Here is a 23020-nt window from a genome sequence, read left to right on the forward strand (position 1 = left end):
GGCAAGCCGGCTCGTACGAGGGGTGTTTCTTAACCGCCGAGGTACGCCTCGCGCACCTTCGGATCGGTCAGCAACTGCTCGCCAGTGCCTTGCATCACCACCCGGCCATTTTCCAGCACATAGGCACGGTCAGCGATTTTTAGCGCCTGGTTGGCGTTCTGTTCCACCAGGAACACCGTCACACCGTCCTTGCGCAGCTGTTCGATGATGTCGAAGATCTGCTGGATGATGATCGGTGCCAGGCCCAGTGAAGGTTCATCCAGCAGCAATAGCTTGGGTTTGCTCATCAGCGCCCGGCCGATGGCGAGCATTTGCTGCTCGCCGCCGGACATGGTGCCGCCGCGCTGGCTGAAGCGCTCCTTGAGCCGAGGGAACAGGTGCAGCACCTTGTCCATCTGCTCCTGGTAATCGCCCTTGTCGGTGAAGAACCCACCCATGGCCAGGTTCTCCTCCACCGTCAGGCGTGAGAACACACGACGGCCTTCCGGCACCACCGCGATGCTCTTGCGCATGATGTGTGAGGATTGCTGGCCCACCAGTTCTTCACCCATGTAGCGGATGCTGCCGCTGTGGGCCTGGGGCGAACCGCAGAGGGTCATCAACAGGGTCGATTTGCCGGCACCGTTGGCGCCGATCAGCGTGACGATCTCACCCTGGCGCACTTCGACGTTGACGCTGTGCAGGGCCTGGATCTTGCCGTAAAAAGTGGAAACGTTTTCGAATTGCAGCATTTTACGCTTCCCCCAAATAGGCTTTGATCACTTCAGGATTGTCGCGGATCTGCTCCGGCGTCCCGTTGGCCAACGGCGTGCCCTGGTTGATCACCACGATGTGGTCGGAAATGCTCATGACCAGTTTCATGTCGTGTTCGATCAACAGCACGGTGGCGTTGTTTTCTTCACGCAACACGCTGATCAGCGCCTTGAGGTCTTCGGTTTCCTTGGGGTTCAGGCCGGCGGCTGGTTCGTCGAGCATGAGGATCCGCGGACGGGTCATCATGCAGCGGGCGATTTCCAGCCGACGTTGCTGACCGTAGGCCAAGGTGCCGGCCGGGCGGTTGGCAAACTCGGTCAGGTTGACCTTGTCCAGCCAGTACTCGGCGTACTCCATGGCCTCGCGCTCGCTCTTGCGGAACGCCGGGGTCTTGAACAGGCCTGCGAAGAAGTTGGTGTTCAGGTGACGGTGTTGGGCGATCAGCAGGTTCTCGACCGCCGTCATGTCCTTGAACAACCGTACGTTCTGGAAGGTCCGCACCACGCCCTTGCGGGCGATTTCGTGACCGGCCAGGCCCTGGATCGGCTGGCCGTCCAGCAGGATGCTGCCACCGCTCGGCTTGTAGAAACCGGTGAGGCAGTTGAACACCGTGGTCTTGCCGGCGCCGTTCGGGCCGATCAGTGCCACAACCTGTTTTTCTTTCACGGTCAGGGCCACGCCGTTGACCGCCAGCAAGCCGCCGAAGCGCATGCTCAGATTTTCGACTTTCAGGATCTCGCGGCTCATTTGCGCAGCTCCATGTGTGGACGTTGCATGGGCAGCAGGCCTTGAGGACGCCAGATCATCATCAGCACCATCATGGCCCCGAACATCAACATGCGGTATTCGCTGAACTCACGCATCAATTCCGGCAGCAGGATCATCACGATTGCTGCCAGGATCACGCCCAATTGCGAGCCCATGCCACCCAGTACCACGATGGCGAGGATAATCGCCGACTCGATGAAGGTGAACGACTCCGGCGTTACCAGGCCTTGGCGAGCGGCGAAGAAACTGCCGGCGAAACCGGCAAAGGTTGCCCCGAGGGTGAAGGCCGAAAGCTTGATGACTGTCGGGTTCATGCCGAGTGCACGGCAGGCGATTTCATCTTCACGCAGCGCTTCCCATGCACGGCCGATCGGCATGCGCAGCAGGCGGTTGATCACGAACAGGGCAGCCAGTGCCAGCAGCAGTGCCACCAGGTACAGGAACACCACTTTGCTCACCGGGTTGTAGTCGATCCCGAAGTACTCGTGGAAGGTCTGCATGCCTTCTGCGGCGCTACGGTCGAACGTCAGCCCGAAGAACGTCGGCTTGGGGATGCTGCTGATACCGTTGGGGCCGCCGGTGATATCCGTGAGGTTACGCAGGAACAGTCGGATGATTTCACCGAAGCCCAGGGTCACGATCGCCAGGTAGTCACCGCGCAGGCGCAGTACCGGGAAGCCCAGCAGGAAGCCGAACGTAGCCGCCGCCATGCCCGCCAAGGGCAGGCAGATCCAGAAGCCCCAGCCCAGATAGTGCGAGAGCAGCGCGTAGGTGTAGGCACCTACGGCGTAGAAACCCACGTAACCCAGGTCGAGCAAGCCGGCCAGGCCGACCACGATGTTAAGGCCGAGGCCCAGCAACACGTAGATCAGGATCAGGGTGGCAATATCGACCGCGCCGCGCGAGCCGAAGAACGGCCAGATCAACGCGGCCACGATCAGGCCGATGATGATGTAGCGCTGGGTACGCGGCAGGGTCAGGAATTGGCTGACCTTAGGCGATACCAGTGGGCCACGGTTGCCCTTGAACAAGGCACCGACCTGCTGGGTGAACAGCACGCGCAGGAACATCAGCACCGAGCACAGGGCGATGATGGTCAGGGTCACGGGACCGGTGCCATGCACTTCCAGGTTGATGCCGACAATGCTCAGCTTGAGGCCGAGTACGGGGAACGCAACCGCCCAAACCAACAGCGCGCTGAAGAACGCCGATTTAAGATATCTGCTCATACTTTCTCAACCTCCGGACGGCCCAGGATGCCGGTCGGACGGAACAACAGCACCAGAACCAACAGGCCGAACGCCACGACGTCCTTGTACTGGTCGCCGAAGATATCGGCGCCAAAGGCTTCGGCCACACCCAGCACCAGGCCACCGAGCATCGCGCCCGGGATACTGCCGATGCCGCCCAAAACCGCCGCAGTAAAGGCCTTGAGGCCTACCAGGAAACCGGCGTTGGGGTTGATCACGCCGTACTGCATGCTCAGCAGCACCGCCGCAACGGCTGCCAATGCGGCGCCGATCACGAAGGTCAGGGCGATAATGTTGTTGGTGTTGATGCCCAGCAGGTTGGCCATCTTGATGTCTTCGGCACAAGCCCGGCAGGCGCGCCCCAGACGGGAGCGGGAGATGAACAGGGTCAGGCCGAGCATCGCCACCAGGGTGACGACAAAGACCAGGATCTGCATGTACGAAATCAGCACTTCTTGTGCGCCACCTGGGCCGAAGGAGATGCTCCCCGGGATCAGGTTGGGAATGGACTTATCCTTGGAGTCCTGGGACAGCAATACGGTGTTCTGCAGGAAAATCGACATGCCGATGGCGGAAATCAGCGGGATCAAACGGTTGCTGCCACGCAAGGGACGATACGCAACGCGCTCGATACTGTAGCCATAGGCACTGGTCACGACGATCGACGCCAGGAACGCGGCGGTCATCAACAGCGGCAGGGAGTGGATACCCATCATGGCCAACCCGGCAAGGGCGATAAAGGCCACGTAGGAACCAATCATGTACACCTCGCCATGGGCGAAGTTGATCATTCCAATGATGCCGTAAACCATTGTGTAGCCAATGGCTATCAAGGCATAGGTGCTGCCAATGGTCAGGCCATTAACCAGCTGTTGGAAAAAATGATAGATCTCAGGCATTACAGCGCTCCTAAAAACCCGATACGCATTTCACTGGTGGAGTCATTTCCGGCCTGTGCCCTGTTCTGTGACCAGGTTGCACAAAGCGTTTGCCAGCGAACCGCTGGTGACGGTTTTAAGATTTTCAGGTGAGCCAGCGCCCGGATCGCGGGTGACAGGCCCATAAACCTCGTAAAACAAAGCCCACTGCTCTCACAGTGGGCTTGTTGGACCAGTAACGCCCGGCTTACTGAGGGGAAACTTCGGTTTTTGGTTTACCGAAGTGCCATTCGTAGACCACGAATTTGAAGTCCTTCAGGTCGCCCTTGGCGTCGAAGCTCAGGTCGCCGGTAGGGGTCTTGAAGGTACCAGCGTGGATAGCCGCAGCTACTTTGGCGGTGTCTTCGCTCTTCGCTGCGGCGATACCGCCAGCGATCACTTCAACTGCCGAGTAAGCCGGGAACACGAACGGGCCGCTTGGGTCTTTCTTGTCTGCTACGAGAGCATCAACGATGGCTTTGTTTGCTGGGTCTGCGTCGAAGGATTTCGGCAGGGTCACCAGCAGGCCTTCGGAAGCGTTCTGGGCGATCTGCGAAATGGAGTCGTTGCCGACGCCTTCTGGGCCCATGAACTTGGCGTTCAGGCCTTTTTCTTTCGACTGACGCAGGATCAGGCCCAGCTCTGGGTGGTAGCCACCGTAGTAGACGAAGTCGACGTTGTTTTGCTTGAGTTTCTGGATGATCGAGGAGAAGTCCTTGTCACCAGCGTTCAGGCCTTCGAAGACGGCTACTTTCACGCCTTTCTTTTCAAGAGTCTGTTTAACGGCGGTGGCGATGCCTTCACCGTACTGCTGTTTGTCGTGCAGTACGGCAACGACTTTAGGCTTGACGTGGTCGGCGATGTAGTTGCCGGCCGCTGGGCCTTGAGCGCTGTCCAGACCGATGGTACGGAAGACCAGCTTGTAGCCACGCGCGGTGATTTCCGGGCTGGTGGCCGCTGGGGTGATCATGATCACGCCTTCGTCTTCGTAGATGTCGGTAGCGGGTTGAGTGGAGCTGGAGCAGAGGTGACCGACCACGAACTTGACGCCGTCGTTGACCACTTTGTTGGCGACGGCAACGGCTTGTTTAGGATCGCAAGCGTCGTCGTATTCCTTGGCCTCAAGCATCTTGCCGTCGACGCCGCCCTTGGCGTTGATGTCTTTGATGGCTTGCTTGGCACCCATGAATTGCATGTCGCCGTATTGCGTCACTGGACCGGTTTTAGGACCTGCGATACCGATCTTGATGGTGTCGGCTGCGAACGAATGGCCGGCAACCCCAGCCAGGACCATAGCGGCAAACAGTTTGGAAATCTGCTTAGTAGCCTTATTCATAGTGCTCCACTCTTACTGTTGTATTTTTTATAGTTCTAGCGGCCTTGTGAGCTGCAGAACCGGATCAGATATCTCGGATATCCCCCCGGCAGTGCCCTGGCAACTGTACCGGTACAGTGTAGAGCGCCGGTTGATCGCTTGAAAAGCTGGCTGCTGGGGGCAAAACCCGGGTATGTCGCTTAAATGAAAGAAAAAGACAGAATGGCGGCGGGGTGATGCCAGAGTTTCGGGCAATCCTTGGCTTTCCTGACACTTTCTCTCGGTAACTCATTTGCAACTGGGTTTTTCTACAAGAGCCACGACGTTATGATTGCGCCGTTTTTTACTCAGGTGAATTCCCATGACGCAAGAACCTAGCACCCTCTATGCCAAGCTGCTCGGTGAAACCGCCGAAATATCCTGGAAGGAGCTTGAGCCGTTCTTTGCCAAGGGTGCCCTATTGTGGGTCGACGCCGGCCTGGATTTGATCGAAGCCGCCAAGGGAATGGCCGAGGACAACCGTGACAAAGTCGCTGCCTGGCTGGCCGCGGGCAGCCTTGGCGAAGTGTCTGCGACGCGGGCATTGGACCTGGTGGCGCGTGATCCGAGCCTGTGGGCGGTAGTGGTCTCGCCGTGGATTCTGATCCAGGAAAGGGCAGAGTAAGAATAGCGCGCACAAAAAAGGTGCGTGCTTTTTGCTGTGGCAAGTGTGTAGCGGAGTAACTGCTGACGCCGTGATGGCATGTTGCCGTGGAGAAAGGTCACAGGTGAGGGTGACGTGCACGTCATGGGAACAGTTTGGCGTGGCGCGGAATGCCTGTTGAATTGTTTCCGCGTGTGGCAAAGCCTAAGAATCTTATTGACTGATATACCGCTATCGCAGGCAAGCCAGCTCCCACATTTGAAATGCATTACAAGTGTGGGAGCTGGCTTGCCTGCGATGGGGTCAACGCGGTTTATGCCGTCTTGCCAGTATGGTTATTCAACGAAATAACCTTGGTCTTGCCAATCCGGTGACGGTAAATCTCACGCAAATACTTGATCGCCTTCTTCACGCAATCCCGTGACAGGCGAATGTCATTGATCGACACGAACTTGTCTTTGTCGTTGATCAGCTCCCGGTACTTCTTCTCATACATCGGCTTGATCGCGTACCAGTTGGTGTCGAGGATCTTCGCCGGGTTTTCGAACTCGTTGAGCAGTTCGTCGATACGGTCTTCGTCGAAGTCCTCGTGGATGATGAAGTCCAGGATCGAGTTGTCCAGCGTGTCATCGAAGCGGTACGGGTTGCGCGCAAAGCAGCGCTTGATGAAGGCGACGATCAGCGTGAGGAAATCATCCGACAGGCACGGGCTCTTGGCGATCAAGGTGGTCAGCGACAAGTTGGCCGATGCGCCAATCACCAAGGCATAGCGCTTGAGGGTGGTGTTGGGGAACAGGCTGTTGAGGTGGGTCTTGAGCCGGTTCAGGTCCATGTAGGACAGCTTGTAGTCCTTGGGTAACGAAACAATCGACACCACCGACGAGCAGTTCTTGAAGAAGTGCAGGTCGTGCAATGCGGCCGCGTCGTAGCCGGAATTCTTGTACTGCTCCAGCGACGCCTTGTAGCGCTTGGACTCGATCGGCAGCAGGCTGATGCCTTCGATGGCCTGGGTGACCTTGTTGAAGTGCGGCAGGTCGATGGAGCGGAAGAACAGGTCGTCGATGTTCAGGCGTTGCGGTTCTTTCTCGAACACCTTGAACTTGTCACTCGACGGCGCCGGGGTTTCCGGGACGACGGACTCGGCATAGGCAATTGCCACAGGGCCGGCCAGGCTCATGAACAGGTCGTTGGCATCCAGGCGAATGGTTTCACCAATGTCGATCCCGGCGCGACGGAAGTAGTTCTGGTCGTAGTCGGTGGTCACGGCCTGGGCCGTGAGGATGTTGAAGATCTGCTGGGAAATGTACTGGTTGGCGTGTTTTTCCATGGCATTGACGTCAATGTTCTGGATATTGCCGTCATCGCTTTCTTCGGCATAACGCATGATGTCGTTGGAGATCAACATCATTGCGTTCCACGGCCGGATACGCCCCTTCACGCTGGCTTCGCTGCTGTCTTCATTGGCGAAGTTGTACGAGAAGTCCCATTCTTCCGACAGGTATTTGCACAGCAGGCGCCCGGCGTTGATGTGCAGCGCCTCGGACATTTCGCTGCGGTGGTCGGAGATGTTCGGCAGCACGCAAATACCGCTGGTGAAGATCGGTTCGAACACAAAGGCATGGCCGCTTTTGCTGTCGTGCTCGTCGGCGGGTTTGGTGTCGAACGTCTTGTTCATGTACGAGTGCTGCTGGGCCAGGCCGAACTCCGAAGCCATGCCTGAACCGGTGCCGCCACCGGCGCTGAAGATCGAGAAGTACAGGCGCGACTGGTTGGCCTTGATGCCGCAGGAGTCGATGAGGTACGAGTGGATCATCTTCCAGTCAGGGCTGGAAAAACGCTGGGTGTCTTTATTGAGGATGATCTTGGCCAGGTACTGACCGAGGATCGGCGCGTTACCGGCGCCACCGGCATGGACTTCCGACAGGTCCATGATTTTCATCTTGCTGTAGTCGCGCAGGAAGCCGCTTTTTTCGCCCTTGCGCGAGAAACGGATGCGCCCGGCGATGTCCTTGTCCAGGTCGCCGAGCATCACCAGTGGTTCCACCAGGAACACCGGCTTGGTGGCCTTGCCGCCGCCCAGGCGCAGGTTGTTGCGGATCCACTGGGCCGGGCTGTAGCCCTTGTCCTGCGATTTATCTTCGTTGCTGAATTCGTTCAGGTAGAACTTGCGTGCGTTGTAAACCAGCTCCGCGACGTCGAGTGCGATGTTCGAACCACAACGGCCCAGGCCGATCAGGCACACCGAGGGAAATTCCTGCTCGTTGCGCGGATCGTTGTCGCCTTCCAAGTGGGGCGGGCGCGGGAACACCATGTCGCGCAGACCGTCGAGGTTGTCGAGGATGCGGTCGGTATTGGTTTCGGTGAAGTAAAGGTATTGCTGGGTGGCCAGCGGGCGGGCGGTGCTCAATGACTTTGAACCTGAGGGCTTGTCCGCAGGAGCTGGGAGCAACACGTCAGATACCACGGTGGCAGAGTTATTTTTAGAAGTCATTGTGCGCCATGTGCCTGGGCGGATGGCTGGAAAGTATCAAATGGCCATCACGGAATGAGAGTTCGCGACTTTACAGTGCGTCCTTGTCCTCGGCGAGTGGGCTAAACCCTAGTGTTTTCAGGGAAAACCTGGCCGGACTCTGATGAATCGGCCGTTCGTCGGCGTTCTTTAGGCAGATGATGGCGAAATGCCAAAGATTCGGCGTCAGCGAATTGGCCTGACGATGGACGTGGAGTTGCCACGGTTTGGGGAGGCGTCTTGCGGCGAACCGCCGTCCTTGGTGCCAGCCCCTCTAGGCGGGGGGAGTGGGTTGCGCTGGTTGATGCCCTGCATCACGCCGATGATGTCACTGGCCGGCACCGCCGGACTAAGCAGATAACCCTGCACGAAATCGCAGCCATGCTTGTGCAGCAGCTCGAGTTGGGCCTGGGTTTCCACGCCCTCGGTCACCACCTGCAAGTGCAGGGTGTGGGCCATGCCAATCACCGCCTGGACGATCTCGATATCGGCGGTGGACTTGGGAATATCCTGGATAAACGAGCGGTCGATCTTCAGCGTGTTGAGTGGCAAGCGCTTGAGGTAAGCAAGGGACGAGTAGCCGGTGCCGAAGTCGTCGATGGCCAACGACACGCCCAACGCGCGGATCTGCCGCAGCAACGCCAAGGTGCTGCTGATATTGCCCATCAGGGCGTTTTCGGTGACTTCCAGCTCCAGGCGGTTGGCGCCGATCCCGCTGAAGCGCAACGCGTCTTCGATTTCATCCGCCAGCTCATCACGGGCCAGGTTCAGGGCCGAGCAGTTCACCGCCATGGTCAGGTCGGTATAACCCCGTTCAGACAGCAGGCTCAGGTCGTGACAGGCTTGGCGCAGTACCCAGTGGTCCAGTTCGGCAATCAGGCCGTTGCTTTCGGCGATGCCGATAAAGCGGTCCGGGGCCAGTAAGCCATGCTGTGGATGTTGCCAGCGCACCAAGGCTTCCAACCGCGTGACCTTGCCCAGTTTCATGTCGAAGATCGGTTGATAGAACAGCACCAGTTGGTTACGGGTGCGCAGGGCGCCGCGCAGTTCTTCTTCCAGTTGCAGTTCGAGGAAGGCGCGGGTTTTCAGGTTGGAGCTGAAGAAGTTCAGGCTGTTGCGCCCGGCATCCTTGGACTGATACAGCGCCAGGTCGGCGGTTTTCAACAACTCTTCGCAAGTCAGGCCGTCGTCGGGGAATAGGCTGATGCCGATGCTGGTGGTCATCACCATGCGCCGGCCGGCCAGTTCGATGGGCTCTTTCATCTGTTGCATGATGCGCTGGGCCAGGTGCCGGGCTTCGTCGCGGTGGTGGATGCTGATCAGGATGCAGAACTCATCGCCGCCAAACCGCGCGACCACATCGGCGTGGCTGCGCACCGAGCTCTTGATGTGTCCGGCCAGCACGGTGAGCAATTGGTCGCCGGCGTCATGCCCGAGGCTGTCGTTGATGCGTTTGAAGTGGTCGATATCGAGGAAAATCACCGCCATCATGCCGTGGGAGGCGGTTTTTTCGGCGAGCTTTTCCGCAAAGATCTGGTTGAAACCCCGGCGGTTGAGCAGGCTGGTCAAGGCGTCGTAGTGGGCCACCTGTTGCAGTGAAGCGCGGGCCTGGTCCAGTTCACTGAGCAAGGCGTTGACCCGGCGCAGGTCACGTTCCTTGTGCTGCAGCTTCTTGTCGGCCAGGGCGGCGCTGATGCTGCTACCGATCACCAGCAGGGTGATGACGGCGACCGACAGGCCCAGTTGAATCGGGTTGTTGTCCAGCGGCAGCGACAGGTCCGCCCCGGTCGGCACCATCAGGCGCATGGCGGCCATGCCGGTGAAGTGCATGCTGAGAATGCCGGCGCCGAGCACCAGGCTGGCGGCATATTTAAGCAACTGGTGGAACACTCCGGCACCGTTGCGCAGGTAACTCGACAGCAGCAAGGCTGCCAGGCTGGCGCCGATGGCAATGCCGATCGAGGCCAAGAATAGCCGCGTTTCGAAATACACCTGGGCCTGGGAACGCATGGCGGACATGCCGACGTAATGCATCAGGGCGATGCCGATGCCCATCCAGACCGACGCCAGTAAGTACTGGTGGAAGCGCAGGTTGGAGTGACTGAGGGTTTGCATGGCGATCAACGACGCGATCAGTGCGATCAGCAAGGAGGCGAACGTCATGAACAGTTCGTAATGGATCGCAATCGGGGCCTGGAAGGCCAACATGCTGATGAAGTGGGTGGACCAGATGCCGCCTGCCAGGCAACCGGCGCCGAGCCAGCGCCAGTTGCGCCGCGCGGTAGGGTCTTCGACGTGGCCGACGCGTTCGGCCATGTCCAGCGTGCCGAAACCCGCCGCGCACGCGACCAGATAGGCGAGCAGTACCAGGAAGGGGTTATGACTGCAATTGAGTAATAAGTGCCCGCTCTCTGGAAGCTCGGTAAAAAAATGCAGACCCAGCCATTCCATAGCATGTCCCGTCATAGAGTCACGTCACTGCCTACGGCGATGACCTATGGGGACGAGTGTAGACGTGTAGGAGAATTCGCCAAGGAGTAATGGCACTTTGCTTGTCTACGATTTTGTCATGCCACCCATAGCGTTTGATGCTAAGCGCTGATGGGCAGATCCAGTTCGAACGGTGCTTCCAGCGGCGCCAGGCCAAACGCGGCGCGGGCTGCATCGCAATCGGCGTTGTGCACGCCCTCATACCAGGAGGACTCGAACTCGCGGCACACACTGGAGCGTTGCTCGTAAATCGTGCATCGGGTGCCTTGGCCTACGTCGCCTTCAAGGCTGCAGCAGCGCGCCGGTTTCTGGTCGGTGCCGATCATCGCCACGCGGGTGGGGTTGATCTGTACCACCAGGTCATCGGGCACCGTGCCCCCCGACGAGGCGCACTCTCCCCAGAAGAAAGACACACGGAAGTGTGAACAGCAGGCACCGCAATTCAGACACGGACTGGCTTCGGACATGGGCGTCATCGATAAGAAAAGTAGGAGTGGGGTGTTACGGAAGGCTCGCCATTCTATCCGGGCCATGGCCGTTGGGAAGGGGGGCAAGAACTTATATTTTTGTAGGCGAAGTCCCGTGCTGCCGGGCGAAATCATGCCCTATCAGCTTTACGAATCATTACAGACAACCGGGTGCCGTCTGACTATGTTGCAGGTACCGGGCAGGATGCATCGGGCATCGCAGCTCTCATAACAATAAAAGAGACGGACCCATGCAGAACTCGACCCAAGCGGCGAATGCCTGGCGCATTCTGTTCCTGCTGTTCCTGGCCAACCTGTTCAACTTCTTCGATCGCACGATTCCGGCGATCATCATCGAGCCAATCCGCATGGAATGGCACCTGAGCGACTTCCAGCTCGGCATCATCGGTACCGCCTTCACCATCGTCTACGCCATTGCCGGCTTGCCCCTCGGGCGCCTGGCCGATACCGGCTCGCGCAGTAAACTGATGGGCTGGGGCCTGTTTGCCTGGAGCGGGCTGACGGCGGTTAACGGCATGGTCGGCAGTTTCTGGACGTTTTTGCTGGTGCGCATGGGCATTGGCATTGGCGAAGCCAGTTATGCGCCGGCGGCCAACTCGCTGATTGGCGACCTGTTCCCGGCGCACCGTCGCGCGCGGGCCATGGGCATTTTCATGCTGGGCCTGCCGTTGGGGCTGTTGCTGGCGTTCTTCACCATCGGCTGGATGGTCAAGGCGTTCGACAGCTGGCGCGCGCCGTTCTTTATCGCGGCGGTACCGGGGATGATCCTGGCGGTGTTCATGTTCTATATCAAGGAGCCCAAGCGCGGCGCCGCCGAAACCGTGCAAGTCTCCCAGGAGCGCGTCGACCGCCCGATCCGCCGCGTGCTGGCGGTGCCGACCTTCCTGTGGCTGGTGCTGGCCGGGTTGTGCTTCAACTTTGCGACCTATGCCTGCAACTCGTTCCTGGTGCCGATGCTGCAGCGTTACTTCCTGATGCCGTTGCAGGAAGCCGCCGTTGCCACGGGTGTGATCGTCGGTCTGACCGGCCTGGTGGGCCTGACCCTCGGCGGCTGGGTCGCTGACAAGATCCACCAGCGTGTTGCCAATGGTCGCCTGTTGTTCGCCGCGTTCAGCCTGATCATCTCAACCGTGACCACCGCTTGGGCGTTGCACGCCGGGCGCATCGAGATTGGCGTGTTCGTGGCGCTGTTCAGCGTGGGTTGGTTGTTTGCCTATAACTTCTACACCTGCGTTTACACGGCGATTCAGGACGTGGTCGAGCCACGCCTGCGGGCCACGGCCATGGCGCTGTTTTTTGCCGGGCTGTATTTGCTGGGCGGTGGGATGGGGCCGATCGTGGTGGGCGGGCTTTCCGATCATTTCGCCCACTCGGCGATGTATGCGGCGGGGGCGGAGCAGATGACCGAAGCTTATAAAGCGGTGGGGTTGCATGACGCCATGTACCTGATTCCGGTGGCGCTGTTCTTGACCATGCTGTTTCTGTTCCAGGCGTCGCGCAGCTTTGTGCGCGATGCCAAGAAGATGAAGGAGGGGTTGAGCGGGGTGGAGGTGCCAGCTGCTAGCGTCCCTGCCTGATTGTAGTGAGCGGGCTTGCCCCGCGCTGGGCGGCGAAGCCGCCCCCATAAAAAACGCCGCATTCTCTCTGAAAGAATGCGGCGTCTGGTTTTGGGGCGGCTTCGCCGCCCAGCGCTACAGTAAATTAACCGGCTACGAGGACTCGAATCGCTTCCAGTCGCAGCGCCGCCTTATCCAGCATGGCCAAACCTTGCTCACGCTGGGCACGCAGGGCCACCAACTCACTGTCACGTACGGTCGGGTTGACCGCTTGCAACGCGGTCAGGCGCGCCAGTTCTTCGTCGGTGTCCGCCGCCAGGCGACGCTTGGCCTCGGCCACGCGCTCGGCATGTTGCGGGGTGATCTTCTCTTCACCGGCGTTGATCCGTGGCGTCAGCTGGTCGCGCTGGGCCTGGATGAACTTGTTGGCGCTGGCTCGTGGCACGCTTTCCAACTGGTCGTTGAGGGTCACGAATGACACACGGCTCGACAGGTCGTTGCCATTGGCATCCAGCAAGCAGCGCAGGGCGGCCGGCGGCAGGTAGCGGCCCAGTTGCAGCGAGCGTGGGGCAACCACTTCGCTGACATAGAGCAGTTCCAGCAACACGGTGCCCGGCTTCAGCGCCTTGTTCTTGATCAGCGCCACGGCGGTGTTGCCCATGGAGCCGGACAGCACCAGGTCCATGCCGCCCTGCACCATCGGGTGTTCCCAGGTGATGAACTGCATGTCTTCGCGCGACAGCGCCTGGTTGCGGTCGTAGGTGATGGTCACGCCTTCGTCGTCGCCCAGGGGGAAGCTGGCGTCGAGCATCTTTTCGCTGGGCTTGAGGATCAGCGCGTTTTCCGAATGGTCTTCGCTGTCGATGCCGAACGCGTCGAACAGGGTTTCCATGTAGATCGGCAGGGCGAACTGGTCATCTTGCTCCAGGATGTCCTCGACCAGCGCATCACCTTCACCCGCGCCGCCGGAGTTGAGTTCCAGCAGGCGGTCGCGACCAGTGTGTAGCTCTTCTTCAAGACGCTCGCGCTCGGCACGGGCCTCGTCGATCAGGGCTTGCCACTCGCCGTCGTCGGCGTTCTCCAGCAGCGGCAGCAGGCGTGGGCCGAACTGATGCTGCAAGGCGTTGCCGGTCGGGCAGGTGTTGAGGAAGGCGTTCAGCGCTTCGTGGTACCACTGGAACAGACGCTCTTGCGGGCTGGTTTCCAGGTACGGCACGTGCAGTTCGATCACGTGTTTCTGGCCGATCCGGTCCAGACGGCCGATCCGCTGTTCCAGCAGGTCGGGGTGAGACGGCAGGTCGAACAGCACCAAGTGGTGGGAGAACTGGAAGTTGCGGCCTTCACTGCCGATTTCCGAGCAGATCAGCACCTGGGCGCCAAACTCCTCATCAGCGAAGTAGGCGGCGGCGCGGTCACGTTCAAGGATGTTCATACCCTCGTGGAACACCGTGGCCGGAATACCGGAGCGCACGCGCAGCGCGTCTTCCAGGTCCATCGCGGTTTCGGCGTGGGCGCAGATCACCAAAACCTTGGTGCGCTTGAGCATTTTCAGCTGGTCGATCAGCCACTCGACGCGCGGGTCGAAGCGCCACCAGCGGTTTTCTTCTTCAATGTCCGGCTGCGACTGGAAGCTGACTTCCGGGTACAGCTCGGCGTGCTCGCCCAGCGGCAACTCGAGGTATTCGTCCGGGTTTGGCAACGGGTAGGCGTGCAACTTGCGCTCCGGGAAACCCTGCACGGCGGCGCGGGTGTTGCGGAACAGCACGCGGCCAGTGCCGTGACGGTCGAGCAGCTCGCGCACCAGGCGTGCGCTGGCTTCGGTGTCGCCATCGTTGACGGCGGTGAGCAGGGCTTCACCTTCGTTGCCGAGGAAACCCTGGATGGTCTTATGTGCGGCAGGGGAGAGACGCCCCTTGTCCAGCAGCTCCTGCACGGCTTCAGCCACCGGGCGATAGTTCTCGCTTTCGGAGCGGAAGGCCGCAAGGTCGTGGAAGCGGTTCGGGTCGAGCAGGCGCAGGCGTGCGAAGTGGCTGTCCTGGCCCAATTGCTCCGGGGTGGCGGTGAGCAGCAGTACGCCAGGAATCACTTCGGCCAGTTGTTCGACCAGTGCGTATTCAGGGCTGGCCTTTTCTTCGTGCCATACCAGGTGGTGGGCTTCGTCGACCACGAGCAAGTCCCAGCCGGCGGCGAACAGTGCGTCCTGGGCCTTCTCGTCGTCCACCAGCCACTCCAGTGCTACCAGCGCAAGCTGTGTGTCTTCGAACGGGTTGGTGGCATCACTTTCGATGAAGCGTTCTTCGTCAAACAGGGCAACTTGCAGGTTGAAGCGGCGGCGCATTTCCACCAGCCACTGGTGTTGAAGGTTTTCCGGGACCAGGATCAGCACGCGGTTGGCGCGACCCGACAGCAATTGGCGATGGATCACCAGGCCGGCTTCGATGGTCTTGCCCAGGCCCACTTCGTCAGCCAGCAGTACCCGAGGCGCGATACGGTCAGCGACTTCGCGGGCGATATGCAGTTGGTGAGCAATAGGTTGCGCACGCACGCCACCCAGGCCCCACAGCGAGGACTGCAACTGGCGGCTGGTGTGTTCCAGCGTGTGGTAACGCAGCGAGAACCAGGCCAGCGGGTCGATCTGCCCGGCGAACAGACGGTCGCTGGCCAGGCGGAACTGGATGAAGTTGGAGAGCTGGGTTTCCGGCAGGGTGACCTGCTCGTTCTGCCCATTGAGGCCGTGATACACCAGCAGGCCGTCGACGTCGTCGACTTCCTGTACGGTCATTTTCCAGCCTTCGAAGTGGGTGATGCTGTCACCCGGCGAAAACCTCACGCGAGTGAGGGGCGCATTCCGTAGCGCATACTGGCGGGTGTCGCCAGTGGCCGGATAGAGCACGGTCAACAAGCGGCCGTCCTGTGCCAGAACGGTGCCTAACCCCAGCTCTGCTTCGCTGTCACTAATCCAGCGTTGCCCCGGTTGATACTGCTGCGCCATGCTGCCTGACTCCCGCCGTGAAAAAGCCGACTATCTTAACGGAACAAGCCCCCACGCCCAAGGACTCTGACAAAAACTACTCCGTTTGCGTGGGGGGCCGGAAGCCGAATCGACGGGTGGCGGGCACTTGGGAGTGTCGACTGGGTCACAGGTTGGCAACCCTGTGCTCAAGTCGCCCTGCAACCCGCCGACAGCCTGTTGATCAGGAGAATAATCACTATGCTGCCACCCATGCTGCCCGTCAGCGTTGTGCCGGTGACGTCACAACTCGATCCGGTGCGACAGAAGCCGGATATCCCGCCCGTGGTGCCAGTTCAACCGGGCTCCAACGAGAGCACCATCGACCTGAAAAAGGGCGACGCCGAGACGTCGGCCTTTTTGCTGCGCGAAGAACAACGCCGTCAGCAGGAACAACAGAAACGCCGGCGTGAAGCCGATGAAGACCCGGAGCAGCACCTGGCCATTCCGGGGGATGTGCTCAACGCCGACAACACCGTGCCGGTGGTGCCGCTGATCGAAGATGCCCCGCGCCAGGGCTTGTGGGTGGACGTCGAGGTTTAGTCGCGCAACTCGCGCAGCGCGGCCATCAGCAACTCGATATCGTGCTCGGTGTTGAGCGGGCTGACCGAGATCCGCGCCACGCTTTCCAGGCCCCGTGCCTGCATATCCAATGGCGTGTAGGCCACGCCGTTGGCGCCGATATTGATGCGCTTCAGACCCAGGCGCCGCTTCAGTTCGAATGCATCCCAGCCGGCCAGGTTGAAGGCGATCAAGCCTGATTGCTGCGTGCCCAGGTCATGCAGGGTAATGCCTGCAATCCCACGCAATTCGTCGCGGATTCGCTCAGCGGTTTGCGACACCCTTTCCCAGACGCGCTCGATGCCCAGGCGATTCATCTCCTGTAGCGCATTGCCTAGGCCTGCGAGCAAGGCGAAGGAGGCCTCGCTGGTCTCAAAGCGCCGGGCGTCATGGCGCAGATCGAAACCCTGGGCGGTCCATGGCGCTGAAAACACGTCGCGCTGGGCCGGGCTCAAGCGTTCAAGAAAGTCCGGTCGCACATACAACAGCGCGGTGCCCCGTGGGCCACGCAGGTGTTTGCGTCCGGCCGACTTGAGCACGTCGCACTGCAACGCTTGAACATCCACGGGCACCTGGCCGACGGCTTGCCCTGCGTCGATGAAGTAGGGGATAGCGTGACGCCTGGCCACTTCACCGATGGCCTGGGCCGGGTTGATCAGGCCGCCATTGGCTGGGAGCCAGGTGAGGTCGATCAGCTTGACGTGTGCATCGATCATCGATTCCAGCGCCAGCGGGCAGACCGCGCCGGTCTCATCGCAAGGGATGGTTTCTACTCGGGCACCGGCCTGCACTGCCAGCTCCATGCTGGCCAGGTTGCCACCCCATTCATGGCGGCCCACCAGAATGCGATCGCCCGGCTGCCAAGGCCCCAATGCCTGGAACGCCAGGCTCCAGGCAGTCGAGCCGCTGCTGGCAAAGGCGATCGAGGCGGCGGGTGCATTGAGCAGTTGCGCGGCGGCGCGGCGGGCTTTTTCCACCAGCACCGCGCCATGTTCGCCGGCTTCCATCGGGCCGTCGCGAGCTTCGCGTTGCAGTTGCTCGATGATTGCATCGAGGGTCGCCTGGCTGGGCAGGGATGCGCCGGCAGGGTTGAAGTGCACGATGCCGGATTGGCAGCCCGGCGTGTCGTCCCGCAGCTGCTGGACTTCGAGCGGGCTCAAGGGCGTAACTCGAAAATGGCATCCACCTCCACGGCCACGCCGGCCGGCAGGCTGGAGACGCCCACGGCGGTGCGCACATGTCGGCCTTGTTCGCCAAGGGCGTTGACCAGCAGGTTGGAGGCACCGTTGGCGACCACGCTCTGTTGTTTGAAATCAGCGCTGCTGGCGATGAATACACCCAGGCGCACGGTGCGCACCAGGCGCGATAGGTCATCATTCAAGGCATTGCTCAATTGCCCCAGCAGGCCCAAAGCCGCCAATTCCGCCGCTTGTGCGCCTTCTTCATCGCTGAGGGATTCGCCCAAGCGACCGACGTAGGCGGGTTTGCCATCGACCAGGGGAATTTGCCCGGAAACGAACAGTTGGTTTTGGCTGATGACGTGGTTGATGTAGTTGGCAATTGGCTGGCTGGGGGTAGGCAGCGTGAGGCCAAGGGCTTGCACGCGTTCGCGGATGGAGTCGCTCATGATGAATCCTCTGGGTTCAGGAGGTTTCAGCATGTTGGCTGCATCGAGGGGCGACAAACGGATAGATCTCACGCGATGTATCGAAATAGCTCACGCGTCGGCGCAGGCTTCCTTCAGCCACTGGCTGAAACACGCGGTGGCTTCAGTGGCGGGGCCTTCGGGCGCGATGAGCCAGTAGCCGATGTCGCTGTGATAGGGCGGCCAGTCGAAAGCTTCCACCAGGCTGCCGTCCTGTAATCGACGCTCGATCAGGCGATGGCGGCCCATGGCGATGCCTTGTCCGGCGACGGCGGCTTCGACCACGATGTTGTAGTCGTGCAGCATTACGCGGGGATGGTGGGTGAGGTCGACCTGGTAGTGCGCAGACCAGTCGGTCCATTCAAAAGGGCGGTGCGAAGTGGCCATCAGCAACGGACTGTCCTGGCGTGCCTTGAATGACGGGCTGCACACCGGGGAGATAACCTCGGGCATGAGTCGCGTGGCCTGGACATCGGGCCAATCACCCTTGCCGTAGCGGATGGCCAGGTCGACCTCGGCGCCCGCGACATCTGCCAACTGAATCGCCGGCAACAACTCCACCTGGATATGCGGGTAACGGTTGAGAAAATCCGCCAAACGCGGCGCCAGCCACAGCGTGGCGAAAGATGCCAGTAAACCGACGCGCAATACGGTGGAGCTGGGGGCAACCCGCTGGGCACGCGTGGCGGCGGCGATGGCAACGAGGGCAGGGCGGATTTCGTCGTAGTACTGTTGGCCTTCGGTGGTCAGATCGATCGCGCGGGTGCGTCGGATGAACAGCGGTTTGCCTAGATGCTGCTCAAGTTTCTGCACCTGATGACTGAGAGCGCTCTGGGTTACCGACAACTCGCCGGCAGCCTTGATAAAACTCAAATGCCGCGCCACGGCTTCGAAGGCACGCAGTGCCAGCAATGGTGGAAGGTCCTTGTGCAGTGCCACCTGAGAGCGTCTCCGGGTTCGGGGAAAGGCCTCGATTTTGGGCGATGCCCTGCCTTTTGTCGCCCGCTGATTTGCCGTTGAGCGGGGGAGGCCGCATTATTGAGCCATTCCCTTCCACAACGTAAGCCAAGCCATGAGTGAAGACGACAAGCTGATCGACCTGAATGCCGAACGCGCCAAGCGTGTGCATGACCTCAATGACAAGCGCCTGAATGAAGTGCGCCAGGCATTTGAACAAGCGATGCCACTCGGCAAAGTGAAGAAAAAGCCGAAGAACAAACCGAAAAAGCGTTGAAACAACCTGCATCCCTTGATGCAGGTCAGTTATTGCCCTTCTTTACGCCCCGTCGCGGGCGACATTGATCCCCGTCAATTTTCCAATTCGCCTTCTCCATTAACTTAGCCCTATCGCAACAGGGCAAGCACAGGAGGCCGGTCATGTTTATCGATAATGTGGTGTTTGCCGGAGTGCTGACTGTAAGCCTCATGGTGCTGTTTTTTGTAGGGTTTGGAATTTTTATCTGGAAAGACGCGAACAAGCGTAAAAAACCCTAGGTTTTTCCAGGTTACATGAGCACGCAAGGCATTTTGGGCGACTTCGGTCGCCCTTTTTTTTGCCTGCTATTTGAGTCGGTTTCTACAGAAATACGAATATAAAAAAAGGTGCGACCCTCGCGGATCGCACCTTTTTTATTGCGGCAGGGTTATCAACTACCCAGCGCCTTCGACGCCAACCAGAACAACCCGGCCGACAAGCCTACCGTCGCCGGCAGGGTCAGCACCCAGGCCATCAGGATGGTTTTCACGGTGCCGCCTTGAAGGCCGCTTTTGTTCGCGACCATGGTGCCGGCCACGCCGGAAGACAGCACGTGGGTGGTCGACACCGGCAGCGCGAAGATGTTGGCAAAGCCAATCATGGTCGCGGTGGTGATCTGTGCCGACATGCCCTGGGCATAGGTCATGCCTTGCTTGCCGATCTTCTCGCCGATGGTCAGTACCACACGCTTCCAGCCCACCATGGTGCCCAGGCCCAAGGCCAGTGCAACGGCGAGGATCACCCAGAACGGGGCGTACTCCGTGGTGGCGGTCAGGTCTTTGCGCAGCTTGTCGAGGTCGGACTTCTCACGCGCATCCAGGCCTGGCAGCTTGCCGACTTTCTTTGCGGTGTCATCCAGGCAGAGCAAATAGCGACGCACTTCAATACGCTGGTCAGAAGTCAGCGAATGATAGTCGGACACGCCTTTCAAGGTGTCGACCAGCGCGTTGATGGTCGGCTCGGTCTGCTGTGGGTTGCACTGGAACTTGCCTGGCAGATCGTTCTTCACGCTTTTGCCCAGGGCCAGGAACTCGCCGAGCGTGGCGTTGTTGCGCTGGTAGAACTGGCTCAAATGCACGGTCGCATCGCGGGTACGTTCGATCTGGTAAGTGGTACTGCCCAGGTCAAGGACGAACTGCGCCGGCACGATACCGATCAGCACGAGCATGATCAGGCCGATGCCTTTCTGGCCGTCGTTGGAGCCGTGCACGAAACTCACGGCCATGGCGGAAATCACCAGCACCAGGCGGTTCCAGAACGGCGGGTGTTTCTTGTCGTCGAGCTTGCGGCGCTGGTCCGGGGTCTTGTGCATCTTCGACAGCGGGCGCCACCACTTCAGGCCGATCAGCACCAGGGCTGCGACCAGGAAGCCGGCCATTGGTGAGAACACCAGGGAGGCGCCGATATCGATCGCCTTCTGCCAGTTCACGCCGTCAGCCAGGGGGATGTCGTTGATCAAGGCATTGGCCAGGCCGACACCGAGGATCGAGCCGATCAGGGTGTGGGAGCTGGAAGCCGGGATACCGAAGTACCAGGTGCCCAGGTTCCAGGTGATCGCCGCCGCCAATAAAGAGAAGACCATTGCCAAGCCGTGGCCGGTGTTCACATTGATCAGCAACTCCACCGGCAGCAAGTGCACGATGGCGTAGGCGACACCGACACCACCGAGCAACACGCCGAGGAAATTGAACACCCCGGAGAAGAACACGGCCAGGTGCGGCGGCATGGCTTTGGTATAGATGACTGTGGCCACCGCGTTAGCGGTGTCATGAAAGCCATTGATGAACTCGAAGGCGAGGACAAAGGCCAGGGCGAGCAACAGGCTCACGAGAACCCAAGCATCCAGTCCGCTGAATAAATCGATCATGAAGGTTTTCTGACCCGGTCGTAAGGGGGCGCGATTATGCCAGAAAACCTCAGTAATCGATGCACTAGCTGCTCATCGGTAACAATCTTCACCGAAAAAAACACGGGGAAGGGCGTGCATCCCAGGGTTTTCGGGGCTTTGGCAAGTCTTTGATTTATAAAGCAGAGGGGCCACAGGGCGGGGTTTTGTCACAAAAACGTCACGCCTGAAACATTTGTATGAAATTTTACCGTGGTGGTGGGATTCAAGGTTGCCGGCTGCTAGCTATATGCCAGCAGCCGAGGCAAAACCTTGAGGCTCGAACCGGATCGCTTATGGCTCTTCGGTTTTCAGCTCTTGTTCAATCTTTTGGATTTCCTGGGCAAATGCCTGGTCGAGCAGGCTGGCTCGCTTGCGCCATGGTTTGCGTTCAGGTTCAGGTTGGGCGGCGTAAGTGGTGACTTCTCCGCCGTAAACGTCCTTGTAACGTTGCTCCTGGCGCTCAAGTTCCGCGCGCAGTTCATCTTTCGTCACATCGTTACCTAATTGAGTTGAGTGTAAATTCGTTGCAGCGTTTTGCCGGAATGCGTGCTCGGCGTGTTCCAAGTTGGAGCGTAGAGACGTTCAAGTTTGGAATGGGAGCGGGCGGTCACTTGTTAGTGGTGCATTCGAGGCAGGTAATCGCGATCGACCCTGCACAGTGGGTGCATCTTATCTGGCGGTCCTTTCCAGATAAACAAACCAGGCGAGCCTGCACATAGCCTGCATTATAGCGGCGCCTTTGAATAACACTATCAGCTTAAAGTTAAAAACCGTCAACTTTGTGTGAGGGTTTTGTTACACGGGCGTGCCGGTAATTGCGTGAATTCTGACGTCATAAAATCCGCCCAACTTTGCAGACTAATAAGGACCGCTTAATTTCAATCAATCCTACGGCCAGGCTTACGGGGCTCACCGGCAAATTGCGATAATCGAATGATCGTCCGATAATCGCACAATGTTCTCGGCGCTGCCTTGTGCATCCCGGCTGACGCGGCTTGTAATAGCAGCCGAACCTCCCCTGCGGTCGACAATAAGAGAAAGGATCCCCGACATGAACGATCAATTGCGCAACTCTTTCGCGTCAGTGGCGCCGCCGATCGTTGCCTCTCCGGCCAAGCGTATCCAGGCGTTTACCGGTGATCCGGACTTCATGACTTCCCTGGCTCGCGGCCTGGCCGTGGTGCAGGCGTTCCAGGAGCGCAAGCGTCACCTCACCATCGCCCAGATCAGTCACCGCACGGAAATCCCTCGCGCCGCCGTGCGCCGTTGTCTGCACACTTTGATCAAACTCGGCTACGCCACTACTGACGGGCGTACCTACTCGTTGCTGCCCAAGGTGCTGACCCTGGGTCATGCCTATTTGTCGTCCACACCGTTGGCCGTGTCGGCCCAGCCCTACCTGGACCGCATGAGCGAGCAGCTCCACGAAGCCTGCAACATGGCCACCCTTGAAGGCGACGACATCCTCTACATCGCCCGCTCGGCCACCACCCAACGCCTGATTTCCGTGGACCTGTCGGTGGGCGGCCGCCTGCCAGCCTATTGCACCTCCATGGGCCGCATCCTGCTTGCAGCGCTGGACGACGCCTCGCTGCAGGATTACCTCGACCACGCCGACCTGCAAACCAAGACCAGCCGCACCTTGACCACCCCCGCAGCGCTGTTCGAATGCCTGCAACAAGTGCGTCAGCAAGGCTGGTGCATCGTCGACCAAGAGTTGGAGCAAGGCCTGCGTTCCATCGCGGTGCCGGTGTATGACGCCTCGGGCCAGGTGCTGGCCGCGCTGAACGTCAGCACCCACGCCGGACGCGTCAGCCGCAGTGAGTTGGAACAGCGCTTCCTGCCGAGCATGCTCAGCGCCAGCCGTGAGTTGAGCGCGCAGCTGTTCGCTTAAGCTGTTCGGTCACCGCACAGATCCCGGTTTGCTCAATTGACGGTCTTTCCTGCGACTTATTACTGTGCGGCAGCGCTG

At 59.7% G+C, this 23020-nt stretch carries 20 protein-coding genes; 6 read left to right on the forward strand and 14 right to left on the reverse strand.

All coding sequences use genetic code 11. From position 1 onward, the window contains the following. Positions 1–29 precede the first annotated feature (29 nt). The 5 genes from EJ576_RS07545 to EJ576_RS07565 form a co-directional block, all read right to left on the reverse strand. Complete coding sequence (locus EJ576_RS07545; RefSeq protein WP_017844798.1) at positions 30–731, reverse strand: ABC transporter ATP-binding protein; 702 nt, start codon at positions 729–731, stop codon at positions 30–32. A 1-nt stretch (position 732) separates the two neighbouring features. Then, a complete protein-coding gene (gene livG / locus EJ576_RS07550; protein ID WP_010212365.1) occupies positions 733–1500 on the reverse strand; it encodes a high-affinity branched-chain amino acid ABC transporter ATP-binding protein LivG in 768 nt (255 codons plus the stop codon). Then, positions 1497–2750 carry a high-affinity branched-chain amino acid ABC transporter permease LivM gene (locus EJ576_RS07555; protein WP_028619256.1) on the reverse strand — a complete coding sequence of 418 codons (1254 nt, stop codon included), beginning with the start codon at positions 2748–2750 and terminating at the stop codon, positions 1497–1499. The genes livG and EJ576_RS07555 overlap by 4 nt, the downstream gene beginning before the upstream one ends. Then, positions 2747–3670 (reverse strand): high-affinity branched-chain amino acid ABC transporter permease LivH, encoded by a 924-nt coding sequence (gene livH, locus EJ576_RS07560; RefSeq protein WP_028619257.1) that lies wholly within the window; start codon positions 3668–3670, stop codon positions 2747–2749. The genes EJ576_RS07555 and livH overlap by 4 nt, the downstream gene beginning before the upstream one ends. 226 nt (positions 3671–3896) lie before the next feature. Then, entirely contained in the window at positions 3897–5024 is a 1128-nt protein-coding gene (locus tag EJ576_RS07565; RefSeq protein WP_122724731.1) for a branched-chain amino acid ABC transporter substrate-binding protein, read from the reverse strand. Between the two features lie 340 nt (positions 5025–5364). On the opposite strand from EJ576_RS07565, the gene EJ576_RS07570 reads away from it, so the two are divergent. Further along, complete coding sequence (locus EJ576_RS07570) at positions 5365–5667, forward strand: DUF2288 domain-containing protein (protein ID WP_126569973.1); 303 nt, start codon at positions 5365–5367, stop codon at positions 5665–5667. Positions 5668–5959: 292 nt separating this feature from the next. Here EJ576_RS07570 and EJ576_RS07575 read toward each other — a convergent pair whose 3' ends face one another. From EJ576_RS07575 to EJ576_RS07585, 3 genes are all read right to left on the reverse strand, one after another. Then, on the reverse strand, positions 5960–8137 hold the full coding sequence (locus EJ576_RS07575; RefSeq protein WP_068935521.1) for a hypothetical protein: 2178 nt from the start codon (positions 8135–8137) through the stop codon (positions 5960–5962). A gap of 204 nt (positions 8138–8341) precedes the next feature. Then, a complete protein-coding gene (locus tag EJ576_RS07580; RefSeq protein ID WP_122724735.1) occupies positions 8342–10606 on the reverse strand; it encodes a bifunctional diguanylate cyclase/phosphodiesterase in 2265 nt (754 codons plus the stop codon). A 140-nt stretch (positions 10607–10746) separates the two neighbouring features. Continuing rightward, positions 10747–11112 carry a YkgJ family cysteine cluster protein gene (locus EJ576_RS07585; RefSeq protein WP_122724737.1) on the reverse strand — a complete coding sequence of 122 codons (366 nt, stop codon included), beginning with the start codon at positions 11110–11112 and terminating at the stop codon, positions 10747–10749. Between the two features lie 251 nt (positions 11113–11363). Between EJ576_RS07585 and EJ576_RS07595 the strand changes: the two genes are divergently transcribed. After that, positions 11364–12710: an MFS transporter gene (locus tag EJ576_RS07595; protein ID WP_122724742.1), complete on the forward strand. Its 1347-nt coding sequence runs from the start codon at positions 11364–11366 to the stop codon at positions 12708–12710. Between the two features lie 124 nt (positions 12711–12834). Here the strand turns inward: EJ576_RS07595 and rapA are convergent, their stop codons facing one another. Next, positions 12835–15681: an RNA polymerase-associated protein RapA gene (rapA, locus tag EJ576_RS07600; protein WP_123476479.1), complete on the reverse strand. Its 2847-nt coding sequence runs from the start codon at positions 15679–15681 to the stop codon at positions 12835–12837. Positions 15682–15900: 219 nt separating this feature from the next. Between rapA and EJ576_RS07605 the strand changes: the two genes are divergently transcribed. Beyond that, entirely contained in the window at positions 15901–16242 is a 342-nt protein-coding gene (locus EJ576_RS07605) for a hypothetical protein (RefSeq protein ID WP_016975077.1), read from the forward strand. On the opposite strand, the gene EJ576_RS07610 is transcribed toward EJ576_RS07605, so the two are convergent. The 3 genes from EJ576_RS07610 to EJ576_RS07620 all read right to left on the reverse strand — a co-directional run bounded on the left by EJ576_RS07610 (position 16239) and on the right by EJ576_RS07620 (position 18844). Continuing rightward, positions 16239–17420 (reverse strand): aminotransferase class V-fold PLP-dependent enzyme, encoded by a 1182-nt coding sequence (locus EJ576_RS07610; RefSeq protein ID WP_126569974.1) that lies wholly within the window; start codon positions 17418–17420, stop codon positions 16239–16241. The genes EJ576_RS07605 and EJ576_RS07610 overlap by 4 nt on opposite strands. Continuing rightward, positions 17417–17887, reverse strand: coding sequence for a RidA family protein (locus EJ576_RS07615; protein WP_126569975.1), 471 nt, complete (start codon positions 17885–17887; stop codon positions 17417–17419). The genes EJ576_RS07610 and EJ576_RS07615 overlap by 4 nt, the downstream gene beginning before the upstream one ends. A 90-nt stretch (positions 17888–17977) precedes the next feature. Next, the gene (locus tag EJ576_RS07620) at positions 17978–18844 is read right to left on the reverse strand and encodes a LysR substrate-binding domain-containing protein (RefSeq protein ID WP_126569976.1); all 867 of its coding nucleotides are present in this window, start codon (positions 18842–18844) and stop codon (positions 17978–17980) included. A 133-nt stretch (positions 18845–18977) separates the two neighbouring features. Between EJ576_RS07620 and EJ576_RS29740 the strand changes: the two genes are divergently transcribed. Continuing rightward, the gene (locus EJ576_RS29740; protein ID WP_017137225.1) at positions 18978–19139 is read left to right on the forward strand and encodes a hypothetical protein; all 162 of its coding nucleotides are present in this window, start codon (positions 18978–18980) and stop codon (positions 19137–19139) included. 143 nt (positions 19140–19282) lie between these two features. After that, entirely contained in the window at positions 19283–19399 is a 117-nt protein-coding gene (ccoM, locus tag EJ576_RS30115) for a cytochrome c oxidase subunit CcoM (protein WP_003172387.1), read from the forward strand. Positions 19400–19551: 152 nt separating this feature from the next. Here the strand turns inward: ccoM and EJ576_RS07625 are convergent, their stop codons facing one another. Together EJ576_RS07625 and EJ576_RS07630 are read right to left on the reverse strand one after the other, a co-directional pair. Further along, positions 19552–21027 carry an inorganic phosphate transporter gene (locus EJ576_RS07625; protein WP_028619266.1) on the reverse strand — a complete coding sequence of 492 codons (1476 nt, stop codon included), beginning with the start codon at positions 21025–21027 and terminating at the stop codon, positions 19552–19554. A gap of 312 nt (positions 21028–21339) precedes the next feature. After that, positions 21340–21540: a hypothetical protein gene (locus tag EJ576_RS07630; protein ID WP_003189295.1), complete on the reverse strand. Its 201-nt coding sequence runs from the start codon at positions 21538–21540 to the stop codon at positions 21340–21342. Positions 21541–22099: 559 nt separating this feature from the next. Between EJ576_RS07630 and pcaR the strand changes: the two genes are divergently transcribed. Next, positions 22100–22942, forward strand: a complete 843-nt coding sequence (gene pcaR / locus EJ576_RS07635; RefSeq protein WP_028619267.1) for a pca regulon transcriptional regulator PcaR — start codon at positions 22100–22102, stop codon at positions 22940–22942. Positions 22943–23020: the final 78 nt, after the last annotated feature.

This window comes from Pseudomonas sp. C 49-2 (genome assembly GCF_003970195.1).
GTDB classification, from domain to species: domain Bacteria; phylum Pseudomonadota; class Gammaproteobacteria; order Pseudomonadales; family Pseudomonadaceae; genus Aquipseudomonas; species Aquipseudomonas canadensis.

Excerpts from the sequence above, each read along its gene's own strand:
- EJ576_RS07545 (WP_017844798.1), bottom strand. The coding sequence starts at position 731 with ATGCTGCAATTCGAAAACGTTTCCACTTTTTACGGCAAGATCCAGGCC.
- livG (WP_010212365.1), bottom strand. The coding sequence starts at position 1,500 with ATGAGCCGCGAGATCCTGAAAGTCGAAAATCTGAGCATGCGCTTCGGC.
- EJ576_RS07555 (WP_028619256.1), bottom strand. The coding sequence starts at position 2,750 with ATGAGCAGATATCTTAAATCGGCGTTCTTCAGCGCGCTGTTGGTTTGG.
- livH (WP_028619257.1), bottom strand. The coding sequence starts at position 3,670 with ATGCCTGAGATCTATCATTTTTTCCAACAGCTGGTTAATGGCCTGACC.
- EJ576_RS07565 (WP_122724731.1), bottom strand. The coding sequence starts at position 5,024 with ATGAATAAGGCTACTAAGCAGATTTCCAAACTGTTTGCCGCTATGGTC.
- EJ576_RS07570 (WP_126569973.1), top strand. The coding sequence starts at position 5,365 with ATGACGCAAGAACCTAGCACCCTCTATGCCAAGCTGCTCGGTGAAACC.
- EJ576_RS07575 (WP_068935521.1), bottom strand. The coding sequence starts at position 8,137 with ATGACTTCTAAAAATAACTCTGCCACCGTGGTATCTGACGTGTTGCTC.
- EJ576_RS07580 (WP_122724735.1), bottom strand. The coding sequence starts at position 10,606 with ATGGAATGGCTGGGTCTGCATTTTTTTACCGAGCTTCCAGAGAGCGGG.
- EJ576_RS07585 (WP_122724737.1), bottom strand. The coding sequence starts at position 11,112 with ATGTCCGAAGCCAGTCCGTGTCTGAATTGCGGTGCCTGCTGTTCACAC.
- EJ576_RS07595 (WP_122724742.1), top strand. The coding sequence starts at position 11,364 with ATGCAGAACTCGACCCAAGCGGCGAATGCCTGGCGCATTCTGTTCCTG.
- rapA (WP_123476479.1), bottom strand. The coding sequence starts at position 15,681 with ATGGCGCAGCAGTATCAACCGGGGCAACGCTGGATTAGTGACAGCGAA.
- EJ576_RS07605 (WP_016975077.1), top strand. The coding sequence starts at position 15,901 with ATGCTGCCACCCATGCTGCCCGTCAGCGTTGTGCCGGTGACGTCACAA.
- EJ576_RS07615 (WP_126569975.1), bottom strand. The coding sequence starts at position 17,887 with ATGAGCGACTCCATCCGCGAACGCGTGCAAGCCCTTGGCCTCACGCTG.
- EJ576_RS29740 (WP_017137225.1), top strand. The coding sequence starts at position 18,978 with ATGAGTGAAGACGACAAGCTGATCGACCTGAATGCCGAACGCGCCAAG.
- ccoM (WP_003172387.1), top strand. The coding sequence starts at position 19,283 with ATGTTTATCGATAATGTGGTGTTTGCCGGAGTGCTGACTGTAAGCCTC.
- EJ576_RS07625 (WP_028619266.1), bottom strand. The coding sequence starts at position 21,027 with ATGATCGATTTATTCAGCGGACTGGATGCTTGGGTTCTCGTGAGCCTG.
- pcaR (WP_028619267.1), top strand. The coding sequence starts at position 22,100 with ATGAACGATCAATTGCGCAACTCTTTCGCGTCAGTGGCGCCGCCGATC.